Below are 24,865 nucleotides of genomic sequence, written 5' to 3'. Positions count from 1 at the left end.
TCGGGTGTGCCCGTGGCCGGGTCCAGTACGGGATCCCCGCGATCGTCATTGGAAGGAGGCTGGCTAATCGGTACACCCCTGTGGCCGGACACAGAATCTCGGCATCCGCGCGCACTGTTGATGTGCAGAACGTGAACGCCTTCTCATATTTGCTTGATTCTGCGCCCCAACGTACCGCCGGGCAACGCCTTTACATCACGGGGATCTAACGCTTTCGGCGTAGACGAAAGAAATTGCGCAACAGCTCGGCAGAACGCTTCGCCGCCACGCCTTCGATGCATTCCAGACGGTGGTTATGAGCGGGGTGATGAAGCAGGTCGATGGCGCCTCCGGCGGCCCCTGTGCGGGGGTCCGAAGCTGCAAACACCAGCCGCTCCACCCGGGCGTGGATCATCGCCCCCGCACACATCGAACACGGCTCGAGGGTTACGTAGAGCGTGGTACCGGTCAGCCGATAGTTGGAACACCGCTTTCCGGCTCTACGGAGGACTCTAATCTCGGCGTGCGCAGTGGCGTCATGCTCGCCGATCGGTGCGTTGTGGGCGACGGCCAGACAATAACCCTCCGCATCCACCAGAACAGCGCCCACCGGCACCTCGCCGACCTCCGCGGCCCGCTCGGCCTGCGCAAGGGCGACATCCATCCAGTAGGCATGCGCACCGGGTTCCGTGGGCGCCGGACCGCGCTCGCCGGGTTCCATGCTCCGCGCGTCGGACGCGACCTCAGCCGCCATCGCCCGGGCGCGGTGCGGCGAGTGCGCGCTCGATCACGTCGGCCAGGTCCTGCGGCTTGCGCTGGGGCGCAAAGCGGTCGAGTACGGAGCCATCACGACCGACCAGAAACTTGGTGAAGTTCCACTTGATCCCCTGCGTGCCCAATGCGCCGGGGGCCTGCTGCTTGAGGTGCTGGTACAACGGGTGCGCACCCTCGCCGTTCACCTCGATCTTGGCAAACACCGGAAACCCGACCCCGAAACGCGCACCACAGGCCTGTATGGCCTCCGCATCACCCGGCTCCTGCCCGCCAAACTGGTTGCAGGGAAAGCCGAGTACGCGAAAGCCGCGTCCGGCGAACTGTTCCTGCAGCGCCTGCAGCCCCTCGTACTGCGGGGTGAATCCGCACTCGCTGGCCACATTGACGATCAGCAGGACATCCCCGCGATACGCCCCTAGGGGCTGTTCGGTGCCATCCGCCGCCGGCACCGAGAAGTCGAAGACATCAGTCATCGCGCGTGGCCTCGACATCTTCCAGGATCGCATCCTCCAGATCCGCCAGGACCTCGGCCGTCGCGCGCGACAGAGCCCCCACCAGCTGCGAGGCCGAGCGCCGCTCCAGCGCCTGCTCGGATTCCAGATGCACCAGACGACTGCGATCGCCCTGGCTCAACTGGGCGCGCAGACCCATGTGCCCGGTCCCCGTCACGGCCAGCCCATTGGATTCGACGGCTTCAGCCCCTTCTAGATCACCGTACAGCGCGGTGATCAGGACATGGACCCGCACGGCAGGACGCCCCTGTTCGCGCACCGCCGATGCGTTGTCGACCAGCTCCAGCGCGGCACCATTGCGCGTCCAGCGTTCCCGCAGCAGCTGCTCAAGCTGCTCCGACGGCTTCAGGAACCATTCGTTGTAGTAATCCGACTCGTACTGGTGATTCCCCAGCCGGTATACCAGTCCATTGCCGGCATAGGCCGGCGCGACCCTGACCGACCCCAGTTCGACGGCCACCGGCTCCTCCGCCGTACGTGCGGGTGGCTCGTCCGGCAACTCCAGCAGATACCAGGAGCGATCGAGCGGCTCGCGGTCCGGCAACAGCGTGCACCCGCCCAGGACCAGCGCGGCGAGCATCAGGGTCGGTACTTTCCACCAGTTCATGCTTACTCCTCGTCCATGCGGCTGCGCGGTGGCGGGGCACCGAACAGCGCGCCACCGGGGTTGCGGCGTACATCATCCGACAGGCCGCGCAGGCCCGAGATCGCGCCTTGCAGCTCGTCCAGGGTCTCCAGCAGTTTCGACTCACTGACATCCATCCCACGATCAAGGCGTTCGACCATCGAATCCATGCGCTCGACCAGGCCCGCGACATCGGCGGCCTCGGCCGTACGGCGCAGCTCCTGGATCGCCTTGCGGGTCTCGGTCGGAAGTGCCTGTGTGTCCGGATGCTCGACCAGGCTCTCGACCGACTGCATCACCCGATCGGCCGTGCGCATGGTCTGCTCGAGTTCCGAGATCAGATCATCCGCGCGCTGGTTCAGCCCTCCGGTGTCCAGACTGGACACGGTGTCGTCAACGGTCACCAGCAAAGAGTTCAGGTTCTCGATCACGCCCTCGATGTCCAGTCCGTCGATGCGCATGAGCAGATTCTCGGCGTATTCCATGAACTGCACGGCGATACTCGGGGACGACGGGATGTAGATCGACCGTGGTTCCCAGTCGTGCTCCAGCGGTGGGTGTTCTTCCGGATCGGAGAAATCCGCCTCCAGATAGTTCATGCCCGTGATGCCCTGTGCCGCGATGCGCACACGCAATCCTGCATCCACCAGGTTTTTCAGGACTTCCGACTCAAAATCCTGCTCGCGGGCACTGGCCGCGAAGCGGTCTGGCCAGAGTCGGGCCTCGACCATCACATAGCGTTTGCGCTCGCGCGGATCCACGTCTTGCTGGTATTCCACCGAGGTAAAGCCCAGATTGGTGATCTCGCCAATCGTCACTCCGCGGAACTTCACCGGCGCACCGATCTCCAGCCCCTGCACGGAGGAATCGACGTAGGTCTCGATCGGGATCGATGCGCGAAAGATATTGCCCGCGGTCATGATGATCAGCGCGGTCACCAGCGCCACCAGGCCACCGACGATGAACAACCCCAGGCTAAAATGTTGTCGGGCACTCATGTAGATCTCTCTTTGGAGTCGGCCGAATCGGCCCGCTGCAGGAACCGCTGTACCCACGGGTGATCGGATGTGTCACGTAGAGTCACCGGATTCCCTTCGGCAACGATGCCCTTGCTTTCCTTGTCGAGCATAATGACCCGGTCGGCAATCGCAAAAATACTGGCCAGCTCGTGGCTGACGATCACGATGGTCATGTCCAGGCTGCGGGCCAGCCGCAGAATCAACTGGTCGAGCTCCGCCGAGGTGATCGGGTCCAGCCCGGCTGAAGGTTCGTCCAGGAACAGCACTTCCGGGTCCAGCACCATCGCACGCGCGATCGCCGCACGCTTCTGCATGCCACCACTGATCTCCGAGGGCATGAAGTCCGCGAACTCGCCCAGCCCGACTAGCTGCAGTCGCGCCTTGGCGATTGCGTCCATCGCCTCGCGTGGCAGGTCGGTATGGACCTCCAGCGGCAGCCGGACGTTCTCCAATAGTGTCATGGAGCCAAACAGCGCCCCCATTTGGTACATCACGCCCACCCGGCGCAGGATCGCCTCGCGCTCTTGGCCATCGGCCGTGGTGATGTCGGCACCGGCCACCCAGATGTTTCCCTTCTGTGGCGTGTACAGTCCGATCATGTGCTTGAGCAGCGTACTCTTGCCGCTCCCGGAGCCGCCGAGGATCACGAAGATCTCGCCGCGCTGGACGTCGAAGTCGAGGTCCCTCATCAGCACAAAATCACCGAACCCCATGGTGAGGTCGCGCACCCTGATGACCGGCTCTGCGTTCGCCACCCGTCAGACCCCCATGTGATAGAACAGGACGGCGAACAGGCCGTCGAACACCACAATCAGGATGATCGACGTCACCACCGCGCTGGTGGTGGAGATCCCTACGGCAGCCGCCCCGCTCGCCGTTTGCAGCCCGCGCAGGCAGCCCACACCCGCGATCAGCAGGCCGAAGATCACGGCCTTGAACAGCCCCGAGAACAGATCCGACAGGCTGAGTGCGACGGTCACCTGATTGAAGAACGCCGTCCAGGGGATCCCGAAGCCCTGCATCACCACTGCAGCGCCCAGCAGGCCAATCATGTTCGCGTACAGCGCCAGCAAAGGCGCGACCAGAATGCCGGCGAGCACCTTGGGCAACACCAGAAAACGAACCGGGTCGAGCCCCATCGTCTTCAGGGCGTTGACCTCCTCGTTCACCTTCATCGTGCCGATCTCGGCGGCGAACGCCGCCCCGGAGCGCCCGGCCAGCAGGATCGCCATCATCAACGGCCCCAGCTCGCGGAACAGCGAAACCGCCACCAGATTAGCGACAAAGATCTCGCCACCAAACTGCCGCATCGCGATCGCGGACTGGAATGCCAGGATCACGCCCAGCAGGAAGGCAATCAGGGAGACGATGGGCAGCGCCTGGAATCCGGCCGCCTCGGCGACCCGGAAGGTATCGCCCCAGCGAACCTGTCGGGGATGCACCAGCGCCGAACCCAGGGCCCGTGTCAGTTCGCCAATGAACCCGAACTGCGAATAGGCCGCCTGCCCGACCCGGGACACCGCCTCCAGCGACTGGGCCCACAGTCCCCCACGTGTTTCGTGACGTGCCGGTTCAACGGTTTCCAGCTCTCGGTACGGGGTTAGCTGCTCCTCCACCAGGCCCTGGACACCCACCAGCTCCACCTTGCGCCCCACCCGCTCGATATCGCGCTCCAGGGCATGGAGTAACGCCGCCCCGGCACCATCGCAATACTCGAGGTCCCCGACATCCAGCGTCACCGCAGCCTGCGTACCCTGGGCCAGCTCGCGGGCGCGGCGGCGCAGAGGCGACCAGGCCCGCTCCACTGCATGCACGTCCAGCCGACCGGCCAGGTGCAGGCGGGCATCCGGCGAGGCTGTGGCATCATAGTGAAACGTCTGGCCCGAATCGGCGGCCTGCTTGTCCATACTGTCGCTCGTGGGGCAATTGCGGCCATGGTAGCCGCAAACTCACCCGGCACGCGAAGCGGGGCTTAAATCTTTCCCACGCATCACGCTGATCGGTCTGCCCCTTTTCCGCCCGACACCATCCACCACGAGGAGCCCAATGCCCGCGGCCAACGAAGCTCTCCACCAGGTCGAAAGCGCGCTGAACGACATCCTGCTGGGCAAACCCGATCGGGTCCGGCTGGCGTTGACCTGCCTGCTCGCCAATGGCCACCTGCTGATTGAAGACCAGCCGGGCGTTGGCAAGACAACCCTCGCGCACGCACTGGCCGCAGCGATGAACCTCGATTACCGCCGCGTGCAATTCACCAGCGATCTCCTGCCCGGCGATGTCCTCGGGGTGTCGGTGTTCGAACAGAGCTCCGGCGAGTTCCGCTTTCACCCCGGCCCGATCTTTACCCAGGTTCTGCTGGCCGACGAGATCAATCGCGCACCCCCCAAGACCCAGAGCGCCCTGCTCGAGGCGATGGAAGAACGTCAGGCCAGTGTGGAGGGCGCAACCCGCCCCCTGCCCCAACCGTTCTTCGTAATCGCCACGCAGAACCCGGAAGAACAGGTCGGCACACATCCCCTGCCGGAATCCCAGATGGATCGCTTCCTGATGCGCATCGAACTGGGCTATCCCGATGCCCGTGCCGAGCGCGCGTTGCTCGAACGCGGCGGTGGCGCGGCGGCACCCGTTGCGCATCCTGCCCCGAGCGCGATCGTCACACCCGAGGACCTGCAGGGCTGGCAGTCCCGAATTAACCAGGTGCATGCCGAGCCAGTGGTGCTGGACTATCTGCAGGACCTGATACAGGCGAGCCGCGACCGCGCACGCTTTGCCCACGGGCTCTCGCCCCGCGCCGGGCTCGGCCTGCTGCGCGCCGCACGGGCCCATGCCTTTCTCGATGGGCGCGACTACGTCACTCCGGATGACCTGGCGGACGTCCTGCCGGCCGTGTCCGGCCATCGGATCCGAGCCCGCGAACCGGACACCCCCGCACGCACGGTGGAACGGCTGTTGGAATGCGTGCCGGTTCGTTAGCCCTGCACAAGCGCTTCCGATCGCAGGGGCAACGCCTGCGTGAAGGCGTGATACGCTGGATCACGCGGCGCCACCGCGACGATGGCTCGGAGGCGACGCTTGGCCGCGACCGCATCTACATCCTGCCGACCCGGGCCGGTTACACCCTCCTGGCGATCCTCGGGGTGATGCTGCTGGGGGCGATCAACTACTCCAACAACATGGCGTTCCTGCTGACTTTTCTCCTGGTCGGGATCGGCCATAACGCCATCTGGTATACCCATCGCAACCTGCTCGGGCTCAAGGTGTCGGCGCTGCCCACCACACCGGTTTTCGCCGGACAGCCGTTGTCCGTCTCCCTGCGCCTGGAGGATACGCGCGGCCGCGACCGGGAAGCCCTGCACCTGAGCATTGGCGAATACACAAGCGTGCCCGTTGCAGTACCGGCCCGCGGGCAGCAAGTGGTCAGCCTGCCCCTCCCGCCGCTCGGCCGCGGAGTCTACCGGCTACCCCGTCAACACCTGGGCACCCAGTATCCGCTCGGCATCCTGAATGCCTGGAGCTGGCTTGGGTTGGCCGCCGAAATCCTTGTGTACCCGCAACCCGTGGACCCGGGCGCCGCCCATACCGGTCTCGGAGACGAAGCCGGCCCCCAGCGGCGTCAGGAAGCCTCCACACCCGATCACATCCGCCCGTACCGCCCCGGAGACCCGCCCGGCCGGATCCTGTGGAAGGCCCTGGCCCGCACCGGCAAGCTGCACATCCGCGAAACGGTCGCAGGAGGCCGTGACACGCTCTGGATCGACTGGTCCTCCATGCCAGCCAGCGACACCGAGACGCGCCTCTCCATGCTCTGCCACCAGATCCTGGCCGCCGAGGCCGTAGGCCGCGCCTGGGGGCTGCGCCTGCCCGACCAGATCCTCCCGCCCGGACAAGGCCCGGCGCAGCGGGAGCGGGGTCTTCGCGCCCTCGCCGAATTCCGCTTCGAGCCGATCCCCTTGCCGATCCCAGAAACGCCCAGGAGAACGAAGGAGTGAACCGCGCAGGCCAGCACCGATCACCGGAACTACGAGGCCTGGAACTCGCCCTCCTGGCCCTGCCGGTGGCCGCGCTCCCGCATGCCTGGCACCAGCCACCGTGGGTGACGTTGCTCGTGGCGGCCGCCATCCTGCTGCGGACCTGGCTCCATCTGCGCGACCGCAGGCCGCCCGCCCTTGGTTTGATGGCTCTTCTGGCCGCGTTCGCGGGGGCAATGACCTTTCTGCAGTACGGGACCCTGTTCGGGCAGGAGGCGGGTACCGCGCTACTGCTGGTCATGATGGCCCTCAAACTGCTCGAGACCCGTAACCGGCGGGATATCGTGATCGGCCTGTTCCTTGGCTACTTCGTGGTCGTCACGACCTATTTCTTCGATCAGTCGCTGCTGATCGCTGCGTGGTCCCTGCTGTCCGCCTGGCTGCTGACCGCCGCCCTGGTCCAGGTACACGCCGGACGCGCCCTCGAACGGTGGCGCCTGGCGAAGCAGTCCGGCTGGATGATCGTCCATGCCCTCCCGTTCATGCTGATCCTGTTCCTCGCCTTCCCGCGCGTTCAGGGACCACTCTGGGGCGATCCGCAGCGTGACGAGGTGGCCACCACGGCCCTCTCGGGCGAGCTGAATCCCGGCGACATCGCGGAACTCCTGCAGGACCAAACCACCGCGATGCGCGTCCAGTTCCACGACACCGTGCCACCGCCCCCAGCCCAGTACTGGCGTGCACTGGTCATGACGGACTTTGACGGGCGGCGCTGGCAGGCCGAAGGCGGCCAGTCCAGCATCGAGGTCCCGGAAGCCGACGACCCGGACAACGTGGTGGCCTATACCGCCACGCTGGAACCCACCCGTGTGCGTTACCTGCCGGTGCTCGACTATCCCGTTTCGCTGCCGGATAACGCCGAGTACCGCGACAACCATCAGGTCATACGCGATCGACGCATCGTGAACCGCATCCAGTACGACGCCGAGGCCGACCTGTCGCGCCCACCGGGTGGCGAGGAAGCCCTAAGCAGCTCCGCCCGTGAACGCGCCCTTGAACTCCCACCCAGCGCAGCCCCTCGCTCCCGTGCCGAGGTCGCCCTCTGGCGCGCCACGCATGGCGATGATGACCGCGCGATCATCCAGGCCGCCCTGGATCGCTTCGCCGCCGCCCCCTATCGCTATACCCTGCAGCCCCCCACCCTCGCGGGGGATGTCACCGACCAGTTCCTGTTCGAAACCCAGGCCGGTTACTGCGAACACTATGCCTCCGCGTTCGCCGTGCTGATGCGCTCGGCGGGGATCCCGACCCGCGTGGTCACGGGCTACCAGGGCGGGGAATGGATGCAGCGGGGCGAATATCTGCGCCTGCGAAACGCCGACGCGCATGCCTGGAACGAGGTATGGCTGGATGGCGAGGGCTGGATTCGCGTCGACCCCACCGCGGCGATCGCTCCGGAGCGGATCGAGGCCGGTATTGGCGGCCTGACCGGTGGCGAGGGCGAATCCGTGCCCGATTTCCTGCGCCGTGACGGGCTGGGCTGGGTGCAACAGCTTCGGTTTGGGTTCGAAGACTGGCGCGATTTCGCCCGGTTCCGCTGGGAGAGCTGGGTGCTGGCATTCGATCCCGAGCGCCAGCGCGAGCTCTTCGCGCATTTCGGGCTCGACGCAACGGACTGGCGCGACGTCGTCACGGCACTGGGCGCGGGGTTTGGGCTGCTGGCGGTCGCGGCTTTGGCCTGGGCCGGCTGGCGCCGACCTCGTCGTCCCCTCGACGCAGCGGATCGACTCCTGCAACGCCTGTCCCGTCGCATCGAACGCCAACAGACGGGACTCGGCCGCCACGCACACGAGCCCGTCGTCACCTGGACCCGACGGATCAAGGCTGCACGGCCCGATCTCGCGCCCATCGTCGACGCCTTCGCCGAGCACTACAACCTGGCCCGCTTCGCGCCCGCGCGGCCCGACGACCGGGCCGGACATCTGATGGCCCTGCGCCGCCTGGCGGCATCCGACCTTCGGAAGCCACCCGTCGGCCAGCCTGCACCGCGGACGACATAGGATGCGCCAATGGAAAAGGCCCGGCCGGATTCAGCACCCGGTCGGGCCTTCAGGTCTTGCGCAGCGGCGCCGGGAGCCCCGGGGCCGCTGGGTCGTCCGGCCGCTATCAGGCCGCGTCGTTACGGAAGATGAAGTGGTGCCGCGCGCCGCGGCGCTCATCCTGACGACGAGCGACCTTCTGCACTTCCGGACGGTTGGCAAACTGCGCCAGCGTAATGCCGTCGAGGAAGTCGTACAGCTGCTGGCTCAGGTCATCCCACAGCTCGTGCGTCAGGCAGCGTTCGCCATGCTGGCAGTCCTTGTGACCCTTGCAACGGGTCACGTCGACTGATTCATCGACTGCCGTGATGATGTTGGCAATGCTGATCTGGTCCGCACGCTTGGCCAGGCGGTAACCGCCGCCGGGCCCCCGCACGCCTTCCACCAGGTCAGCCTTGCGCAGCTTTGCAAACAGTTGTTCCAGATAGGACAACGAGATGCCCTGGCACTGCGAGATGTCGGCCAGGGTCACCGGTCCGACCCGATCATGGATCGCGAGATCCATCATGGCGGTCACCGCGTAGCGGCCCTTGGTTGAGAGTTTCATGTCTTAAAGCCTCCGAGAAACCGTGATCGTGCGTGTCGAGGTCGACATCCATTCACAGATTCGAATCCGTTCACCTTTCCTGACAATCATAGTCAGGAATAATTCCCTTTTTACCTGACAGTTGTTGTCAGGAATAATTCCCTGATTGTATCAGGCGATTGCCGCGAATTCACGTACGCCAAACGCAGGTTATTGTGAGAGCCGTCTGATGCTGACGGAGTTCCCTCGGAAATTGTTAGAAAATTAGGGATTTCTGGATCACGCCGAACGCGAGCCGCGCTGGGCCGCCGGACGTGTGCTAAACCGGAAGGATACGACCGGTTTCGTAATCCGGGCCGTTCAGGATCACGACGAGGGTCCCCACCGGGAGGCGAGGAAACAGTTCGATGACCTCGTCGTTGCGCATACGTACGCACCCTACGGAGGCCGGCTGGCCAATCCGCCCCTCTTCATCCGTACCGTGGATGTAGATGTAGCGGTGGTAGGAATCGATGCTGCCCCCACGATTGAGGCCAGGCTCCAGGCCCTCGAGCCAGAGGATGCGCGAGGTGATGTTGTCGCGCTGGCTGCGCTCGCCTTCGCCGGTCAGGATCTCGGCAATCTCGCCAGTGTTCGCGCGCGCCCGGAACACCGTGCCGCGCTCGGCACCATCGCCGAAGCGCTCGGCAATGCGATGCAGCCCCAGCGGCGTCTTGTACGTGCCATCCTGGTTCCCGATGCCTCGCTCGGAGGTCGAGACATCGAAGATTTCCGTGACCTTGCCGTCTTCCCAGACGTACAGGCGCTGCTGGTCCACGCGTACCACCACCGCCGGCAAACCTTCGCCGCTTCCCGCCTGCGCCCGCGCCGCTTCCACGACCGGTTCGATCCACTGCAAACTCGGCAAGGTCACTACTCTCTCGTCACTTCTTGTTGGCCAGATCCAGCACCTCGCCCGCCACGGGCGTATTCACCAGTCCTTCGCCCCGCAGCGAGGCCAGATACTCGAGGTAATCAGGGGGCAATCCAGTCACGTACTCGCCGGTAAACACGGAGCAGTCGAAGGTCTCGATGTTTCGGTTCCCCCGCCGCACGGCCTTTTGCAGATCTTCCAGGTCCTGGTAGATCAGGCGGTCGGCGGCGATCGCCTCGCATACTTCCTGTTCGTCTCTGCCATGGGCAATGAGTTCATGCGCCGCGGGCATATCAATCCCGTAGACATTCGGATAACGCACCGGGGGCGCGGCGGAGGCGAAGTAGACCTTCCTGGCCCCGGCCTCGCGGGCCATCATGACGATCTCGCGCGAGGTGGTTCCGCGCACGATCGAGTCGTCCACCAGCATCACGTTCTTGCCCCGAAACTCCAGCGAAATCGCGTTGAGCTTCTGGCGTACCGATTTCCGCCGCTTCGTCTGGCCCGGCATGATGAACGTGCGGCCGATGTAGCGGTTCTTGATGAACCCCTCGCGATACTTGATGTTCAGTTCGTGCGCCATCTCCAGCGCCACGGTGCGGCCGGTATCGGGGATCGGCACGATCACGTCAATGTCATGATCCGGCCAGATGCGGCGGATCTTCTCGCCCAGCGCGGTGCCCATGCGCATGCGCGCGCGGTGCACAAACACGTTGTCGATCACCGAATCGGGCCGGGCAAAGTACACATGCTCGAAAATGCAGGGGTTGAGCTGGGTGTCCTCGGCGCAGACGCGCGTCGAGACCTCGCCCTCGGGGGTAATGAACACGGCCTCGCCGGGCGCCAGGTCGCGTTCCAGCTCGAAGCCCTGGGACTCCAGCGCGGCGCTCTCGGAGGCAACCATCCATTCTCGCCCGCCCTCCTCGGCTTCACGCGAGCCATAGACGATCGGACGGATACCGTTCGGGTCGCGAAAGGCCAACAGGCCGCGCCCGGCGATCATCGCGACCACGCCGTAAGCGCCCTTGGCGCGCTCGTGCACGCGTTCGACTGCGTTAAAAACGGAGTCGGAGGTCAGGCCGTTATCCAGATAGCGCAGGAGCTCCTGCGCGAAGACGTTCAGCAGAATCTCGGAGTCGGAATCCGTGTTGATATGCCGACGATCGGTCGCAAACAGGGCCTGTTTCAGTTCGCGGGCATTGGTCAGGTTGCCGTTATGTCCCAGCGTAATACCGAACGGGGAGTTCACGTAGAACGGCTGGGCCTCGGCAGAACTGGAGCTCCCGGCGGTCGGATAGCGCACATGACCAATGCCCATGTTGCCGATCAGCCCCTGCATGTGCTGGTCGTTGAATACATCCCGCACCAGGCCGTTGTCCTTGCGCAGGTGCAACCGACCCTCGTCGTCGCAGGTCACGATCCCGGCGGCATCCTGCCCGCGGTGCTGCAACACCAGCAAGGCATCATAAAGCGGCTGATTCACCGGGCCACGCCCGACGATTCCGACTACTCCACACATACGGCTCAGGGCTCCATCAAGGCGATCGACTAGAGATCTTCGGCGGGGGGTTCGGGTTGTGGTGCCGGCGCATCATCGGCAGGGGCATCCGGAGGCGGTTCTACAGGATCGGAGGCCAGCAGCTCACCAATCTGTTCCTGCCAGCCCTCCGGCAATTGCGCGATCATCCAGTCGACCAGACGCTCGAACTCGGGGATCAGGCGGCTGTTTTCCCACCAGCCCTCCTCGGGCATCAAGGTCAGGGACGCAGCGAAAACCAGCACGGCGACCAGTACCACCCCGCGCAGCAGACCAAAGATTACGCCGAGCGAGCGGTCGGTACCCGTCAGGCCACTCCCGCGTACGAGACGATTGGCCAGCACTCCGAGAATGCCGCCCACAATGAGGACCCCGATGAAGATCAGCGCGAACCCCACGCCCAAGCGCAAAGTGGCATCCGACAGCGCCTGCGGCAGGACTTCGGCAACCTCGGCGGCATGTCGAATACCCAGCCAGATGCCCACAATCCAGGTCGCGAGCGAGAACGACTCGCGCACGAAGCCACGAAACAGACTGATAAGCCCCGAGACAACGATCAGGGCAACAATGACCAGGTCGATCCAGTTCACGCGCGGCGGACTTCGGGTGCGAAAAGGCTGCGTAGTGTACCGCAGCGAATCGCAATTCGCAGGCGCTCGCCCGCGCTTGTGGAAGGCCCGGGCCTCACGGGAAGGTCACCACGATGCCGGTAATATCGAGCTCGTCCTTCAGCTGCTCGCCCAGCTTCTGGGCCTCGTCGCGCTGCGCCACCGGTCCAACCTTGACTCGATAGATGCTGCGCCCCTCAGCCTCCGACTCGTCGATGAACGCCGGCAAGCCGGCCTCGCGCAAGCGCGCCTCCTCCTCGCGCGCATTGTCTCCGTCCCGATAGCTGCCCACCTGGACAGCCCAGCCGGCCTCGATCGCCCTGGACTCCGGAGCGGCTTCCACTGGTTCGGGGATCGGCCCATTGTCCTTGTCAGCTGCGGTCTCGCGACCCTCCTCGCCGTTCTCCAGCGCATGCAGGTCAGCAATTCGGCTCTCCCCTTCCCCCTCACGCTCGGGTCGCGGAGGCGTTGCCTCGCGTTCGGAAGGAAGCGCGATATCGGGTGCGGCGAAGGTCGGGGCATCGGGGACCGGGTCATCGATACCACTCATGTGTTCATAGCCCGCGCCATCAAACAGCCACGGGAGAAAGATCACGGCGATCACGATCAGGATCACCGCGCCTGTGAGGCGAAAGCGAATGGGATTATCGGTGGTCATGCCATGTTCGCATTGGGGTCCCGTGCGTCGGGTCTTCCCAGCGACCTTACGCCGCACGCGCCCGCCCGGGCAAGGCGAATGATCCGCTTCAGCCTCGCCATGTCACACTCCCTCCGCTACCGCTGAGTCCGGGAGTGACTCTCTCAAGGCCGCAGCAGCCAGCTTCGGTGCCTGTTCAAGGACCGCAGCCACCGTGTGAAACGAGCCGAATACGACGCAACGACCCTGTGAACCTGCCGATTCGGCGGCCTGTTTCAAGGCCTGCTGGATATCGCCAGCCGGACGGACCCCGGACTGACCCACCTGTTCCAGCTCCCCGGCCAGATCGGAGGCAGGAAGGGCCCGAGGGAGATCGAGCGGTACCGGAATCCAGATATCGATTAGCCCATCCAGGTCGCGCCACATGGCACTGCGATCCTTGTCGGCCATCACCGCCACCAGCGCAACGGTCGGGCCTGCCGACGGGTTCTCGCGCAGCCAGCGGGCGAGCTCGGCGACGGCCTGGGCGTTGTGCGCCACATCCAGCAGCCAATCGGGCGGGCCATTCAGGCGCTGCAGACGGCCCGGCGGGCGCACCTTCAGAGCCCGCTCCATTGTGGCCGCACTCAGCCCGGCGTCCATGCCAAGCGACTCGACCACCGCCAGCGCGGTGGCGGTATTTGCCAGCGCCGCACCACTCAGCCCCCGCGCCAGCGGGACATTCCACTCGACCTGGGCCCCATTCCAGCGCCAGACGAGCCGCTCCTGTTCAACCAGCAGGTCGAAATCGCGGCCCAGGCGGACGGTACGACACGCAAGCGCCTGGGCATGGTCCAGCACACTCTGGGGAGGCGACAACTCGCCGAGCACCACGGGGCGCCCCGCACGCATGATGCCGGCCTTCTCGTGCCCGATCACCTCGCGCGAATCACCGAGCCAGGCCTGGTGGTCGAGATCGACGGCGGTAACCGCCGCCACATCCGCATCCCAGATGTTCACAGCATCCAGCCGTCCACCAAGCCCGACCTCCAGCACCTGCACGTCGACCCGAGCCTCACGGAAGAGCCAGGCCGCAGCCAGGGCTGCAAACTCGAAATAGGTCAGCGAATCGTGACCACGAGCCTGGTCAATCGCCTCGAATGCCCGGCACAGGTCTGAGTCCGAAGCCGGGCGGCCGTTCAAGCGGATGCGTTCGTTGTACTGGAGCAAATGAGGAGAGGTGAAAAGCCCGACATTCAGGCCCTGGGCCTGCAACAGCGCTGCCGTGCGCGTGGTGACCGTGCCCTTGCCGTTGGTCCCCGCGACAATGACCGTACGGGGCGTCCCCGGACCACGCAGCCCCAGCCGATCGGCGACCAGGGCGATGCGCTCCAGGGTGAGGTCCATCCCCACCGGGTGCAATCGCTCCTGGAAGGCCAGCCATTCAGCCAGTGTGGCGTAGCGCACGGATGGAATCAGGTAGAGCGCGGGGCATCCGTCGATTCGCCGGTGTCCTCCGCACGAATCACTTCCACCTCCGGCTCTTCTTCCTCGACCGGAGGCGCCTCGGGGGCCGGGGCCGGCCCGTGCGTCAGCATGCCGAGCACAGAGGCCAGACGACGGCGCATCTCGCCGCGTTCAATGATCATGTCGACCGCACCGTGCTCGAGCAGGAACTCGGACCGCTGAAAGCCCTCCGGCAACGTCTCGCGGACGGTCTGCTGGATCACGCGCGGACCGGCAAAACCGATCAGGGCGTTGGGTTCGGCGACGTTGATATCGCCGAGCATCGCAAGGCTCGCGGAGACGCCGCCCATGGTGGGGTCGGTCATCACCGAGACGAACGGGATACGTTCCTCGCGCATCCGCGCCAGCACCGCGCTGGTCTTGGACATCTGCAGCAGCGAGAACAAGGCCTCCTGCATCCGCGCCCCGCCAGACGCACTGAAGCAGACCAGCGGAATGCGCTGCTCCAGAGAACGGTTGGCACCGCGGACAAAGCGCTCGCCCACCGCAGAACCCATGGACCCGCCCATGAAGCGGAAATCAAAAGCGGAGGCCACCAGCGGGCGCCCCATCAGCTGGCCCTGCATGACGACCAGCGCGTCGCGTTCGCCGGTCGACTTCTGCGCGGCGACCAGACGGTCCTTGTATTTCTTGGAATCGCGGAACTTCAGGACGTCGGAAGATTCGATCTGAGCGGCGATTTCCTCGCGCCCCTCCTGATCGAGGAAGGTCTCCAGACGACGCCGCGCGCTCATGCGCCGGTGATGCCCGCATTTCGGGCAGACATCGAGATTGCGTTCCACCTCGGGGCGGTACAGCGTGGCGTCGCAGCCCTCGCAGCGCACCCACAGCCCCTCGGGCACGCCCCGCTTGCTGCTGTTGTCGGTACGGATGCGCGAAGGCATCAGTTTTTCAAACCAGCTCATCCTGAATCCCTTAGTCCTGCGAGCGCCGCATTCTACTACACCGACGCCTCGACGCCGGACGCGCGCACGCGGTCCATCTCCACGCGCATCCCCGCGACGACCTCGGACGCGGCATGAGCGAAACCGACCGGGTCACCGTCAAATTCCTCGGCGAGACGCACGATCGCGCTGCCCACGACCACGGCATCGGCCACGCGCGCGACCTGCCCGGCCGTCTCGGCGTCGCGAATTCCAAAACCCACACCCAGCGGGAGATTCGTATGCTGGCGAATGGCCTCAAGGCGCTCGGCCAGCGCGGAGGTATCCAGCGTCTGCGAACCAGTCACGCCCTTGAGCGACACGTAGTAGATGAACCCCCGCCCCGCGCGCGATACATGGGCAATGCGTTCGTCCGAGGTCGTGGGCGCCACCAGGAAAATCGGCGCGATCTGCGCGTTTTCCAGCAGCCCCGCGACGTCGTCGCATTCCTCGGGCGGCAGGTCCACCGTCAGCAGGCCGTCCAGCCCCGCCTCACGGGCCTTTTCGGCAAAAGTCTCGTAACCCATCCGCTCGACCGGGTTCAGATAGCCCATCAGCACCACCGGCGTCTCGGGATCGGTCTTGCGAAACTCGGCGACCATGCCCAGCACATCCCGCAGGCTCGTGCCGTAGCGCAGCGCCCGCTCGCAGGCCTTCTGGATCACCGGCCCATCCGCCATCGGATCGGAGAACGGAACCCCCAACTCGATCAGGTCCGCACCGGCCTTCACCAGCGCATGCATCAGCGGCACGGTGGCGGCCGGCTCCGGGTCTCCCGCGGTCACATAGGGCACCAGCGCAGCGCGGTTCTCCGACCGCAGCTTGGCAAAACGTTGCTCGATGCGAGTCATAGCGTGATTCCTTCGCGTTCCGCCACGGTGTTGAGGTCCTTGTCACCCCGGCCCGACAGGTTGACGATGATGCTCTGGTCCGGGCGCATGGTCGGGGCGAGCTCCAGGACATGCGCGATGGCGTGGGAGGTCTCGAGTGCCGGGATGATGCCCTCGGTACGGGTGAGCCGATGAAAGCCCTCCAGCGCCTGGTCGTCGGTCACGGCGACATAGCGCGCACGGCCCGTATCCTTCAGCCAGGCGTGCTCAGGTCCGACGCCCGGATAATCGAGCCCGGCGGAGACCGAGTGCGTCCCGACGATCTGCCCATGCTCGTCCTCCATCAGGTAGGTGCGGTTGCCATGCAGCACGCCCGGCTGCCCCGCACAGAGCGGAGCCGAATGCCGGCCGGACTCGATGCCCGCGCCCGCGGCCTCGACGCCGATCATTTCCACGGACTCGTCATCCAGAAACGGATGGAACAGGCCGATGGCGTTGGAGCCCCCACCTACGCAGGCCACCAGGGCATCCGGCAGCTTGCCGGTCATCTCCAGGTGCTGCTCCCGCGCCTCACGGCCAATCACGGCCTGAAAGTCCCGCACCATGGCCGGATACGGATGCGGACCCGCGACGGTACCGATGATGTAGAAGGTGTCGTCGACATTGGTGACCCAGTCGCGCATCGCCTCGTTCAAGGCGTCCTTCAGCGTGCGCGTGCCCGATTTCACCGCGACTACCTCGGCCCCTAACAGACGCATACGGAAAACGTTCGGAGTCTGGCGGCGCGTGTCCTCCTCGCCCATATAGATCACGCATTCCAGCCCCAGGCGCGCGGCCACGGTCGCGGTGGCCACGCCATGCTGGCCGGCACCGGTCTCCGCGATGATGCGGGTTTTGCCCAGGCGCTTGGCCAGCAGGGCCTGACCGATGGTGTTGTTCACCTTGTGCGCGCCGGTGTGGTTCAGGTCTTCGCGCTTGAAGTACACCTGCGCCCCGCCCAGCTCCTTCGACAGGCGCTCGGCGTGGTAAAGCGGATTGGGCCGCCCGACGAACTGCTTCAGATCATGGTCCAGCTCTGCCATGAAATCGGCATCGCCCATGTACTGCTCGTACGCCTTTTGCAGCTCGTCCAGCGCACCCATCAGCGTCTCGGACACAAAGCGCCCGCCATAGGGCCCGAAATGCCCGCGGGCATCCGGGAACGCCGCCCAGTCGATCTTGCTCATTCGTTCACCTCGCATTGGCGCACGGCCTTCACAAAGGCCTCCATGCGCCGTGCATCCTTGATTCCCGGGCCACTCTCGACCCCGGAGCTTACGTCGACCCCGTACGGGCGCAGGTGTTCCAGCGCCTCGCGTACCGAATCCTCGTCCAGCCCCCCGGCCAGCAGCCAGGGCCGGTCCAGCCCATCGGGCACCGTGTCCCAGTCGAACCGGTGGCCGGAACCGCCACTACGTCCGGCTCCATGGCTGTCCAGCAGAAAGCCCTGCGCCTGGGGGTGGGCGTCCATCACCGGCCGCGGATCACCCGTCTCGTTCATCGACACCGCTTTGAGATAGGGGTACCCGAAACGCGCACATTCCGTTGCCGATTCATGACCGTGGAACTGCAGGCAGTCCAGGCGCACCCCGGAAAGGATCTCCTCGACGCGCGCCGGCTCCGGATCCACGAACAGCCCCACCGTCGTCACGAAGGGCGGCAGCGCCGCAGCGATCTCCGCCGCCTGGTCGGGCTCGACATAACGGCGGCTGGGCGGATGGAACACCAGGCCAATCGCGTCGGCCCCGGCACGCGCCGCGGCCACCGCCTGCTCCGGCGTCGTGATCCCGCAAATCTTTACCCGATAGCGCATCCCGCTCCGGCCTCATTCATCAAGCGCCAAAGCCTACCAGAACCGCGGCCCGCGACCCCTTTCCCGCAATCAGATCGCCCCATTGCCGGGGATCCCTTCCAGCATCGGCCCCTCGGCACTGGGGAGAGCGAACTCGGGCGGATAGTCGACGTGCACGAAATAAAGCCCCCCGGCCGGCGCCGTGATCCCCGAGACGCGCCGGTCGCGGGCCGCAAGAATCCGTGCAGCCCAGCCCGGCTCTTCGCGCCCGTCGCCGATCGCCAGAAGAACCCCGGCGATGTTGCGTACCATGTGATGCAGGAAGGCATTGGCATGGATATCCAGAATCACATACGAACCCCGCCGCTGGACCGCAATCAAGTGCACCTCCCGGATCGGCGACTTGGCCTGGCACCCGGCGGCGCGCAAGCTGGAAAAGTCGTGTTCGCCCACGAAGACCTGCGCCGCGTCGTGCATCCGCGCGGCATCCAGCGGACGGCGCCACCAGGCCACCCGCCCCGCTTCCAGTGCAGGCCGCACCGCTCGATTCGCGATCACATAGCGATAGCGGCGACCGAATGCCTTGAAACGCGCATGAAAGTCTTCAGCGACCGGCTCGGCCCAGCGCAGGGCAATCCCGTCCGGTAGGCGACTGTTTACACCCAGCACCCAGGAATGCCGCTCCCGCACCGCCGAAGTGTCAAAGTGCGCCACTTGAGCGGTCGCATGCACACCCGCGTCCGTGCGCCCCGCGCAGCTGAGCTCGATCCCGTGATTGGCCACGAAACTCAGCGCCGCTTCCAGATGCCCCTGCACGCTGGGGCCGTCTTTCTGGCGTTGCCAGCCCAGCAGCCCACGCCCGTCGTACTCGACCCCCAACGCCCAGCGCTGACAAACCGTTCCAGGCACCCGGTCTGCATCACGCATTGTCGAAGTCGTATTTGTCATCACCCGATCACCACCACCAGGCGATCCAGCCACCTGCAACCGCCACTATCCACAACCACACCACGGCCCCCGCGCCCTCTTTCCGAACCTCGTCCATGTCCTGGTGGGACTCGCGAGCCACTGGCGCTGGCACCTCCCCACTCAAGGCCCGATCCAGCCGAGCAATCAGCCAGTCGCGCGCCGCCTGCAGTCGTTCCCGCCATCCACCCCGGAGTTGCTCACGTTCGCGCTCGGTATTAACCCGATCCGACTCGAACAGCGCCAGAGCCAGAAAAAGCCGCTGCGCGAAGCGCGCGCCCCACGCGCCAAAGCAACCACGAGGACCCGCCAACAAGGTCGACAGCGCCCAGACCAGCTCGCCTCGCGAGAAACGCTCCGTCAGCCAGACCACCAGCACCACCACCAGCGCCAGCGCCCCGATCCGCCAGGCGGCCTCGCTCAGGCCGGCCAGCACCGAATCCCCGCCTGCTTCGACTGGCCATACGCCGAAGAACACCAGCAACGAGAGATAAAACCATTTCAGTCGCCAGAGCAGGCGCCCGCATCGCCGCCAGGCGAACGGCCCGACCCATACCAACCCGACCGCGCCAACCAGCACTGCCAGCACCACGGCCGGCTTCGCGGTCGCCAGCACCACCGACACCAGCAAAACGGCCGGGAGCGCCCACAGGGACGCCGACCCGGCCGTTTCTTGTTGCCTATCGAAACCCTGCCGCATCATCGCGACAGGATACTCTTCACAAGACAGATGGACGGCTCAGGAGCCGTCCAATTGCTGACGAATCGCCTCCGCCTGGGCCTTCTGGTCGTCCGACCCGGTGGCCACAATCTCGTCGATCAGTTCACGCGCGCCCTCGTCATCGCCCATGTCCGCATAGGCCTGCGCCAGGCTCAACCGTGTCTCATTGTCTTCGTCCGCCCCGATGGACGCAGAGGCATCGCCCTCCAGCGGCAAGTCCTTTTCCTGGCCGGCAGCCGGCAAATCGTCGCCTCCCATATCCAGTGCCGGGATGTCACTCCCAGCCGCGTCGCCCCGGGGCTCTTCATCCAGGTTCGGCAGATCGCTGTCGTCGATATCGAATGACAAGTCGTTCAGGTCATCGCTGCGCGCTTCGTCCGTTTCCGAAGACGTCTTCTCCGCAGGCGTCGAAGCCCCCTCATCGAAGGTCTCGTCGAAATCAAAGGCCAGCCCGGAATCGGTCTCTTCTTGTGGCTCGGCGGTGTCCCCGAGATCTTCGGTTTCGGATTCCACATCCGGGAGATCGAGGCCGGAGAAGTCGATTTCGTTCGGCGCTTCGCCGTCACCCGCCGCCTGCGGCTCCACCGCAGCACCCAGACCTCCGACACCCGCCGGTCCAGCGCTGTCATCACTGGCGCCACCGATACGCGATTCCAGCTCCGCCAGATGATTGCGGGTTTCAACATCGTCCGCCGGCAGGCGTTCGCGCAGGGCGGATGCCGCCTCGCGGGTGCCCTCTTCGTCGCCCAGCGCCACGCGCGCCTCGACCAGCTTCAGACGATACTGGGAATTATCCGGATCGCGCTCGATGGCCTGGGTCAGCGTCTCTTCGGCCTGATCATTCATCCCGTAGGCCAGGCAGACATCCACTTCCGCCAGCACGTCGTCCACCGAAGCATCGCCACTGGAGCTCACCACGACAGGCTCACTCACCGACTCCTCCGGCTCGTCCGACTGCTCGCGATCATCGTCCTTGCCCGCGACCGCTCCGGCCGCCAGGCCCGCTGCGGCCCCTCCGGCTACGGCTGCTGCACCGGCGCCGCTCGATCCCACGCCCGCACCATCGATCTCACGCGCTTCGTAGCCGACGGGATCCGCGGCCGCGGCCCGCACACCGCTGTTGTCCGCCCGCGCCGGCATGCCGGCGGTACGCTCTTCAACCACCACCTCGCGCCGACCACCGCGCGCAAAGGCCAACAGCACCAGCAGCAGCAGGATCACCAGTGCAATCGCCATCATCAGCAGCAGCGGATCGTTCATGATCCGCTCGTGCAGCGGCGCATTGCGTTCGGCATCGGCCCGATCGAGCCGTGCCATCAGTTCATTGCGTTCCGCCCGCAGCTGGCTCAGCTGCTCCTCCAGCTCGGCCATATTCTCGCTCGAAAGCTCCGCAAGACGGCCTCGCTCACCCAGTTCCTCGCGCAGTTCGGTGATCTGATCGCGCATCCCCTCCATCTCGGCGCGCTGGGACAGCATGGCTTCCTGGAGCAGATCGGGGGGACTCGGCCGCGGCAGCCGCGCCTTCATCCGTCTCCGGCAGGAGTTCTGTCACAATCTCCAGGCGGTCGTCAGCCGCGGCCGCTTCATCGTCCTCGTCCGTAGCGGCCACGGCGTCATCCGCGGCGGCCTCGTCGTCCTCGGACACCGCCTCATCGTCCTCCGCTACCGTCTCATCCTCTTCCGGGACCGCTTCGACTTCCGTCTCGACTTCCGCTGCTTCTTCAGGCTCGGGTTCTTCGCGGGCTGCCGTCACCGTTCCGTCGCGCCAGGCCTGAACCTGCCGCTGCACTTCCTGCCGCGCCTCGGCCGCACTGCGCGACTCGAGCTCCGAACGCGACGGGACGGTCAGTTCGGCACCCGCGCGCAGGCTGTTGATGTTCTGGTCAGAAAACGCGTCGGGGTTGGCCTCCAGGAACGCCACCATCGCCTGATCCGCCATACCGGCCAGACCCGCGCGCTCCACGATGCGATAGAGGGTATCGCCGCTACGCACGGTATAGGCCTCGCCTTCGCGCGGCATCGGCGTGTCTTGTCGACGCGGTGCCCCCCGAGCGGTGTCACGCGGGACCGGAGCGGCCGCTCCGGAAGGCATGGTGTCCGGCGGATCGAGCAACAGGGAGACTTCGCGCATCGAGCGCCCACCATCCCAGCGGGCCTCGAGGAGGATGCCCACATAGGGCTCGCGCACCGGCTGACGCGTGGTCAGTACCACCCGACGATCGGACCCCTCACCCTGAACCTGGATGTTCAGGTCACCCGGCACACTGCCGCGGCTCATGCCTGCGCGCCGGTATTCGTTTTCCGAAGCCTGGCGCACCTGCAGCGAATCACTGGCTGCGGCACCCCCTCGCAGCGGAATCTCCGCCCGCAAGGTCTGGTTCAGATGGGATTGCAGGTTGACCTCACCGAAACTCACCGAATTCGATGATGCCGGTGCAACCAGCAGCAAGAGCAGTAGCCCGAGTAGTAACTTGCGCACGAATCCCCCCTGAATGTGCCGCGCGGCCTGTCATCGCCTGGGGCCATCTTCCTGGCCCCAGCGCCCCCTGGCCGCGTGTTGCCGGGTATGAATTTTCCCGGACTTTTACCGGATTAAATCACAGGTAATCCCGGATCAAAACCTCGGCAATCTGGATTGTGTTCAACGCGGCCCCCTTGCGCACGTTGTCGGACACCACCCAGAGGTCCAGCCCGCGGGGATGCGAGATGTCCTCGCGGATGCGTCCGACGAACACCGCATCCTTGCCGGAACCCTCGGTCACGGCGGTCGGATAGCCCCCGTCCTCGTGCTTGTCCAGCACCGTCACGCCGGGTGCGGCGGACAGGATCTCGCGCGCTTTCTCGGCACTGATCTTCTCGCGGGTCTCGATGTGCAGGGCCTCGGAATGGCCGTAGAACACCGGGATGCGCACGGCGGTCGGGTTCACCAGGATGGACTCGTCACCCATGATCTTCCGGGTCTCCCAGACCATCTTCATCTCTTCCTTGGTGTAGCCATTGTCCTGGAAGACGTCGATGTGCGGGAGCGCGTTGAACGCGATCTGCTTGGGATAGACATTGCACTCCACCGGGCGGCCGTTCAGCAGCGCCGCCGTCTGGTGGGCCAGTTCCTCGATCGCATCCTTGCCGGTGCCGGAGACGGCCTGGTAGGTGGCGACGTTGATGCGCTCGACGCCGACCGCGTCATGCAGCGGCTTCAGCGCCACCAGCATCTGGATGGTGGAGCAGTTCGGGTTCGCGATGATCCCGTGCTTCTTGTAGCCGGCGACGGCCTCGGGATTGACCTCCGGCACCACCAGCGGGATCTCCGGGTCGTAGCGAAACTGCGAAGTGTTGTCGATCACCACGCAGCCGGCCGCGGCCGCCTTCGGGGCGTACTCCGCGGACACCGAGGCCCCCGGCGAGAACAGCCCGATCTGCACGGTGGAGAAATCGAAGGTGGCCAGATCCTCCACCTCCAGCTCGCGGCGGCCGAAGGCGACCGTCTTGCCGACCGAGCGCGAACTGGCCAGCGCATGCACACGGCCCAGCGGCAGGTCGCGCTCTGCCAGGATGGAGAGCAGGGTCTCGCCGACGGCGCCGGTTGCGCCCACCACGGCCACGTCAAACTTGCGGTCACTCATCGTTCATTCCCGGTTTAAGTTCTAACTGCAAAATATTGATCCGTTGAAACATTCGTAGGATGCGTTGAACGCAGCGAAACGCATCATTGGCTACAACGCCTAGCCCTCCAGCGCAGCCACCAGGGCATCACCCATCCCCTGGGTGCCCACCAGCGTCATGCCCTCACCAAAGATGTCCGGCGTGCGCAGCCCCTGATCCAGCACCCGCCCCACAGCCTGCTCGATGCGCTCGGCCAGGTCATTACGATTCAGGCTGTGGCGCAAGAGCATCGCGACCGACAGCACGGTCGCCATCGGATTGGCCTTGCCCTGCCCCGCGATATCCGGCGCGGAGCCGTGGATCGGCTCGTACAGACCGACCCCCTCGCTGTTCAGCGAAGCCGAGGGCAGCATCCCGATGGACCCGGTCAGCATGGCCGCGGCATCGGACAGGATGTCGCCGAACATGTTGCCAGTCACCATCACGTCGAACTGCTTGGGGTCACGCACCAGCTGCATGGCCGCGTTGTCCACATACATGTGAGACAGCTCGACCTCGGGGAATTCCTTCCCGACGCGCTCGACCACCTCGCGCCACAGCTCCGAGACCTCGAGCACATTGGCCTTGTCCACCGAGCACAGGCGCTTGCCGCGCTTCATCGCGGACTCGAAACCAACCCGCGCGATGCGTTCGATCTCCGATTCGCTGTAGGCGGCGGTATTGAAGCCATAGCGCTCGCCATTGCGCTCCTCGATCCCGCGCGGCTGGCCGAAGTAAATCCCGCCGGTCAGTTCGCGCACGATCAGGATATCCAGCCCGCTGACGACCTCCGGCTTCAGCGTGGAGGCCGAGGCCAGCTGCGGATACAGGATCGCCGGCCGCAGGTTCGCGAACAGGCCCAGATCCGAACGAATACCCAGGAGTCCGCGCTCGGGGCGCAGGTCGCGTTCCAGCGACTCGTACTGCGGGCCGCCGACCGCGCCGAGCAGGATCGCGTCGGCGCGGCGCGCCGCCTCGCGGGTGGCCTCCGGATACGGGTGACCTGCCGCATCGTGCGCCGCGCCCCCGATCAGCCCCTGCTCGATCTCCAGATCCAGGCCACCGATCTCGCCCACACGCTCCAGCACCTTCAGCGCCTCGGCCACGATCTCGGGCCCGATCCCGTCCCCGGGCAATACCAGAATTCGGCTCACAAACCTCTCCTAACCAACTGTTAGCTTTTACTTGTACGATTCCAATAGCACCGTCATTGCGAGGCCCCGCAAGGGGCCGTGGCAACCTCCGGACG

At 65.5% G+C, this 24,865-nt stretch carries 23 protein-coding genes and 1 pseudogene; 3 read left to right on the top strand and 21 right to left on the bottom strand.

The annotated features are described in order from the left end of the window. Nucleotides 1–205 precede the first annotated feature (205 nt). From tadA to G015_RS0110375, 6 genes are read right to left on the bottom strand one after another with little or no spacing between them, the layout of a single operon-like run. On the bottom strand, nt 206–733 hold the full coding sequence (gene tadA / locus G015_RS0110400) for a tRNA adenosine(34) deaminase TadA (protein WP_018994934.1): 528 nt from the start codon (nt 731–733) through the stop codon (nt 206–208). Then, entirely contained in the window at nt 723–1,226 is a 504-nt protein-coding gene (locus tag G015_RS0110395; protein ID WP_020146667.1) for a glutathione peroxidase, read from the bottom strand. Before G015_RS0110395 ends, tadA begins: the two co-directional genes overlap by 11 nt. After that, nucleotides 1,219–1,872: an ABC-type transport auxiliary lipoprotein family protein gene (locus tag G015_RS0110390; protein ID WP_018139364.1), complete on the bottom strand. Its 654-nt coding sequence runs from the start codon at nt 1,870–1,872 to the stop codon at nt 1,219–1,221. The genes G015_RS0110395 and G015_RS0110390 overlap by 8 nt, the downstream gene beginning before the upstream one ends. 2 nt (nt 1,873–1,874) lie before the next feature. Beyond that, a complete protein-coding gene (locus G015_RS0110385) occupies nt 1,875–2,888 on the bottom strand; it encodes an MlaD family protein (RefSeq protein ID WP_020146666.1) in 1,014 nt (337 codons plus the stop codon). Next, a complete protein-coding gene (locus tag G015_RS0110380; protein WP_020146665.1) occupies nt 2,885–3,664 on the bottom strand; it encodes an ABC transporter ATP-binding protein in 780 nt (259 codons plus the stop codon). The genes G015_RS0110385 and G015_RS0110380 overlap by 4 nt, the downstream gene beginning before the upstream one ends. A gap of 3 nt (nt 3,665–3,667) precedes the next feature. After that, nucleotides 3,668–4,816 (bottom strand): ABC transporter permease, encoded by a 1,149-nt coding sequence (locus tag G015_RS0110375; RefSeq protein ID WP_020146664.1) that lies wholly within the window; start codon nt 4,814–4,816, stop codon nt 3,668–3,670. A gap of 139 nt (nt 4,817–4,955) precedes the next feature. On the opposite strand from G015_RS0110375, the gene G015_RS0110370 reads away from it, so the two are divergent. The 3 genes from G015_RS0110370 to G015_RS0110360 are packed head-to-tail and all read left to right on the top strand — an operon-like array spanning nt 4,956 to nt 8,937. Then, nucleotides 4,956–5,882: a MoxR family ATPase gene (locus G015_RS0110370; RefSeq protein WP_018139360.1), complete on the top strand. Its 927-nt coding sequence runs from the start codon at nt 4,956–4,958 to the stop codon at nt 5,880–5,882. Continuing rightward, a complete protein-coding gene (locus tag G015_RS0110365; RefSeq protein WP_020146663.1) occupies nt 5,864–6,898 on the top strand; it encodes a DUF58 domain-containing protein in 1,035 nt (344 codons plus the stop codon). The genes G015_RS0110370 and G015_RS0110365 overlap by 19 nt, the downstream gene beginning before the upstream one ends. Continuing rightward, nucleotides 6,895–8,937, top strand: a complete 2,043-nt coding sequence (locus tag G015_RS0110360; protein WP_020146662.1) for a DUF3488 and transglutaminase-like domain-containing protein — start codon at nt 6,895–6,897, stop codon at nt 8,935–8,937. Before G015_RS0110365 ends, G015_RS0110360 begins: the two co-directional genes overlap by 4 nt. A gap of 106 nt (nt 8,938–9,043) precedes the next feature. On the opposite strand, the gene iscR is transcribed toward G015_RS0110360, so the two are convergent. The 15 genes and pseudogenes from iscR to leuB all read right to left on the bottom strand — a co-directional run bounded on the left by iscR (nt 9,044) and on the right by leuB (nt 24,770). Then, nucleotides 9,044–9,523: a Fe-S cluster assembly transcriptional regulator IscR gene (iscR, locus tag G015_RS0110355; RefSeq protein WP_018139357.1), complete on the bottom strand. Its 480-nt coding sequence runs from the start codon at nt 9,521–9,523 to the stop codon at nt 9,044–9,046. Nucleotides 9,524–9,821: 298 nt separating this feature from the next. Next, the gene (locus G015_RS0110350; RefSeq protein WP_018139356.1) at nt 9,822–10,415 is read right to left on the bottom strand and encodes a L,D-transpeptidase; all 594 of its coding nucleotides are present in this window, start codon (nt 10,413–10,415) and stop codon (nt 9,822–9,824) included. Between the two features lie 10 nt (nt 10,416–10,425). Further along, nucleotides 10,426–11,934: an amidophosphoribosyltransferase gene (gene purF / locus G015_RS0110345; RefSeq protein WP_020146661.1), complete on the bottom strand. Its 1,509-nt coding sequence runs from the start codon at nt 11,932–11,934 to the stop codon at nt 10,426–10,428. Nucleotides 11,935–11,963: 29 nt separating this feature from the next. Continuing rightward, nucleotides 11,964–12,542: a CvpA family protein gene (locus tag G015_RS0110340; protein ID WP_018139354.1), complete on the bottom strand. Its 579-nt coding sequence runs from the start codon at nt 12,540–12,542 to the stop codon at nt 11,964–11,966. 94 nt (nt 12,543–12,636) lie between these two features. Continuing rightward, the gene (locus G015_RS0110335; RefSeq protein ID WP_018139353.1) at nt 12,637–13,218 is read right to left on the bottom strand and encodes an SPOR domain-containing protein; all 582 of its coding nucleotides are present in this window, start codon (nt 13,216–13,218) and stop codon (nt 12,637–12,639) included. Between the two features lie 102 nt (nt 13,219–13,320). After that, entirely contained in the window at nt 13,321–14,643 is a 1,323-nt protein-coding gene (locus G015_RS0110330; protein WP_018139352.1) for a folylpolyglutamate synthase/dihydrofolate synthase family protein, read from the bottom strand. An 8-nt stretch (nt 14,644–14,651) separates the two neighbouring features. Continuing rightward, on the bottom strand, nt 14,652–15,608 hold the full coding sequence (gene accD / locus G015_RS0110325; protein ID WP_018139351.1) for an acetyl-CoA carboxylase, carboxyltransferase subunit beta: 957 nt from the start codon (nt 15,606–15,608) through the stop codon (nt 14,652–14,654). Nucleotides 15,609–15,643: 35 nt separating this feature from the next. Next, on the bottom strand, nt 15,644–16,477 hold the full coding sequence (gene trpA / locus G015_RS0110320; RefSeq protein ID WP_018139350.1) for a tryptophan synthase subunit alpha: 834 nt from the start codon (nt 16,475–16,477) through the stop codon (nt 15,644–15,646). Next, nucleotides 16,474–17,682, bottom strand: coding sequence for a tryptophan synthase subunit beta (trpB, locus tag G015_RS0110315; protein WP_018139349.1), 1,209 nt, complete (start codon nt 17,680–17,682; stop codon nt 16,474–16,476). The genes trpA and trpB overlap by 4 nt, the downstream gene beginning before the upstream one ends. Continuing rightward, nucleotides 17,679–18,308 carry a phosphoribosylanthranilate isomerase gene (locus G015_RS0110310; RefSeq protein ID WP_018139348.1) on the bottom strand — a complete coding sequence of 210 codons (630 nt, stop codon included), beginning with the start codon at nt 18,306–18,308 and terminating at the stop codon, nt 17,679–17,681. The genes trpB and G015_RS0110310 overlap by 4 nt, the downstream gene beginning before the upstream one ends. A 69-nt stretch (nt 18,309–18,377) precedes the next feature. Further along, a complete protein-coding gene (gene truA, locus G015_RS0110305; protein ID WP_018139347.1) occupies nt 18,378–19,166 on the bottom strand; it encodes a tRNA pseudouridine(38-40) synthase TruA in 789 nt (262 codons plus the stop codon). 76 nt (nt 19,167–19,242) lie between these two features. Then, on the bottom strand, nt 19,243–19,956 hold the full coding sequence (locus tag G015_RS0110300) for a hypothetical protein (RefSeq protein ID WP_020146659.1): 714 nt from the start codon (nt 19,954–19,956) through the stop codon (nt 19,243–19,245). Nucleotides 19,957–19,992: 36 nt separating this feature from the next. Further along, nucleotides 19,993–22,390, bottom strand: a pseudogene (locus G015_RS13705) (FimV/HubP family polar landmark protein). 181 nt (nt 22,391–22,571) lie between these two features. Next, nucleotides 22,572–23,597 (bottom strand): aspartate-semialdehyde dehydrogenase, encoded by a 1,026-nt coding sequence (locus G015_RS0110290; protein ID WP_018174230.1) that lies wholly within the window; start codon nt 23,595–23,597, stop codon nt 22,572–22,574. A 99-nt stretch (nt 23,598–23,696) separates the two neighbouring features. Continuing rightward, on the bottom strand, nt 23,697–24,770 hold the full coding sequence (gene leuB, locus G015_RS0110285; protein WP_018875312.1) for a 3-isopropylmalate dehydrogenase: 1,074 nt from the start codon (nt 24,768–24,770) through the stop codon (nt 23,697–23,699). Between the last annotated feature and the right edge of the window lie 95 nt (nt 24,771–24,865).

Origin of the sequence: Thioalkalivibrio sp. ALJ15 (genome assembly GCF_000383695.1) — a bacterium.
Classification (GTDB): Bacteria; Pseudomonadota; Gammaproteobacteria; order Ectothiorhodospirales; family Ectothiorhodospiraceae; genus Thioalkalivibrio.
The sequence above is the reverse complement of the archived record's forward strand: the minus strand, read 5'-3'. Positions and strand labels throughout refer to the sequence as shown.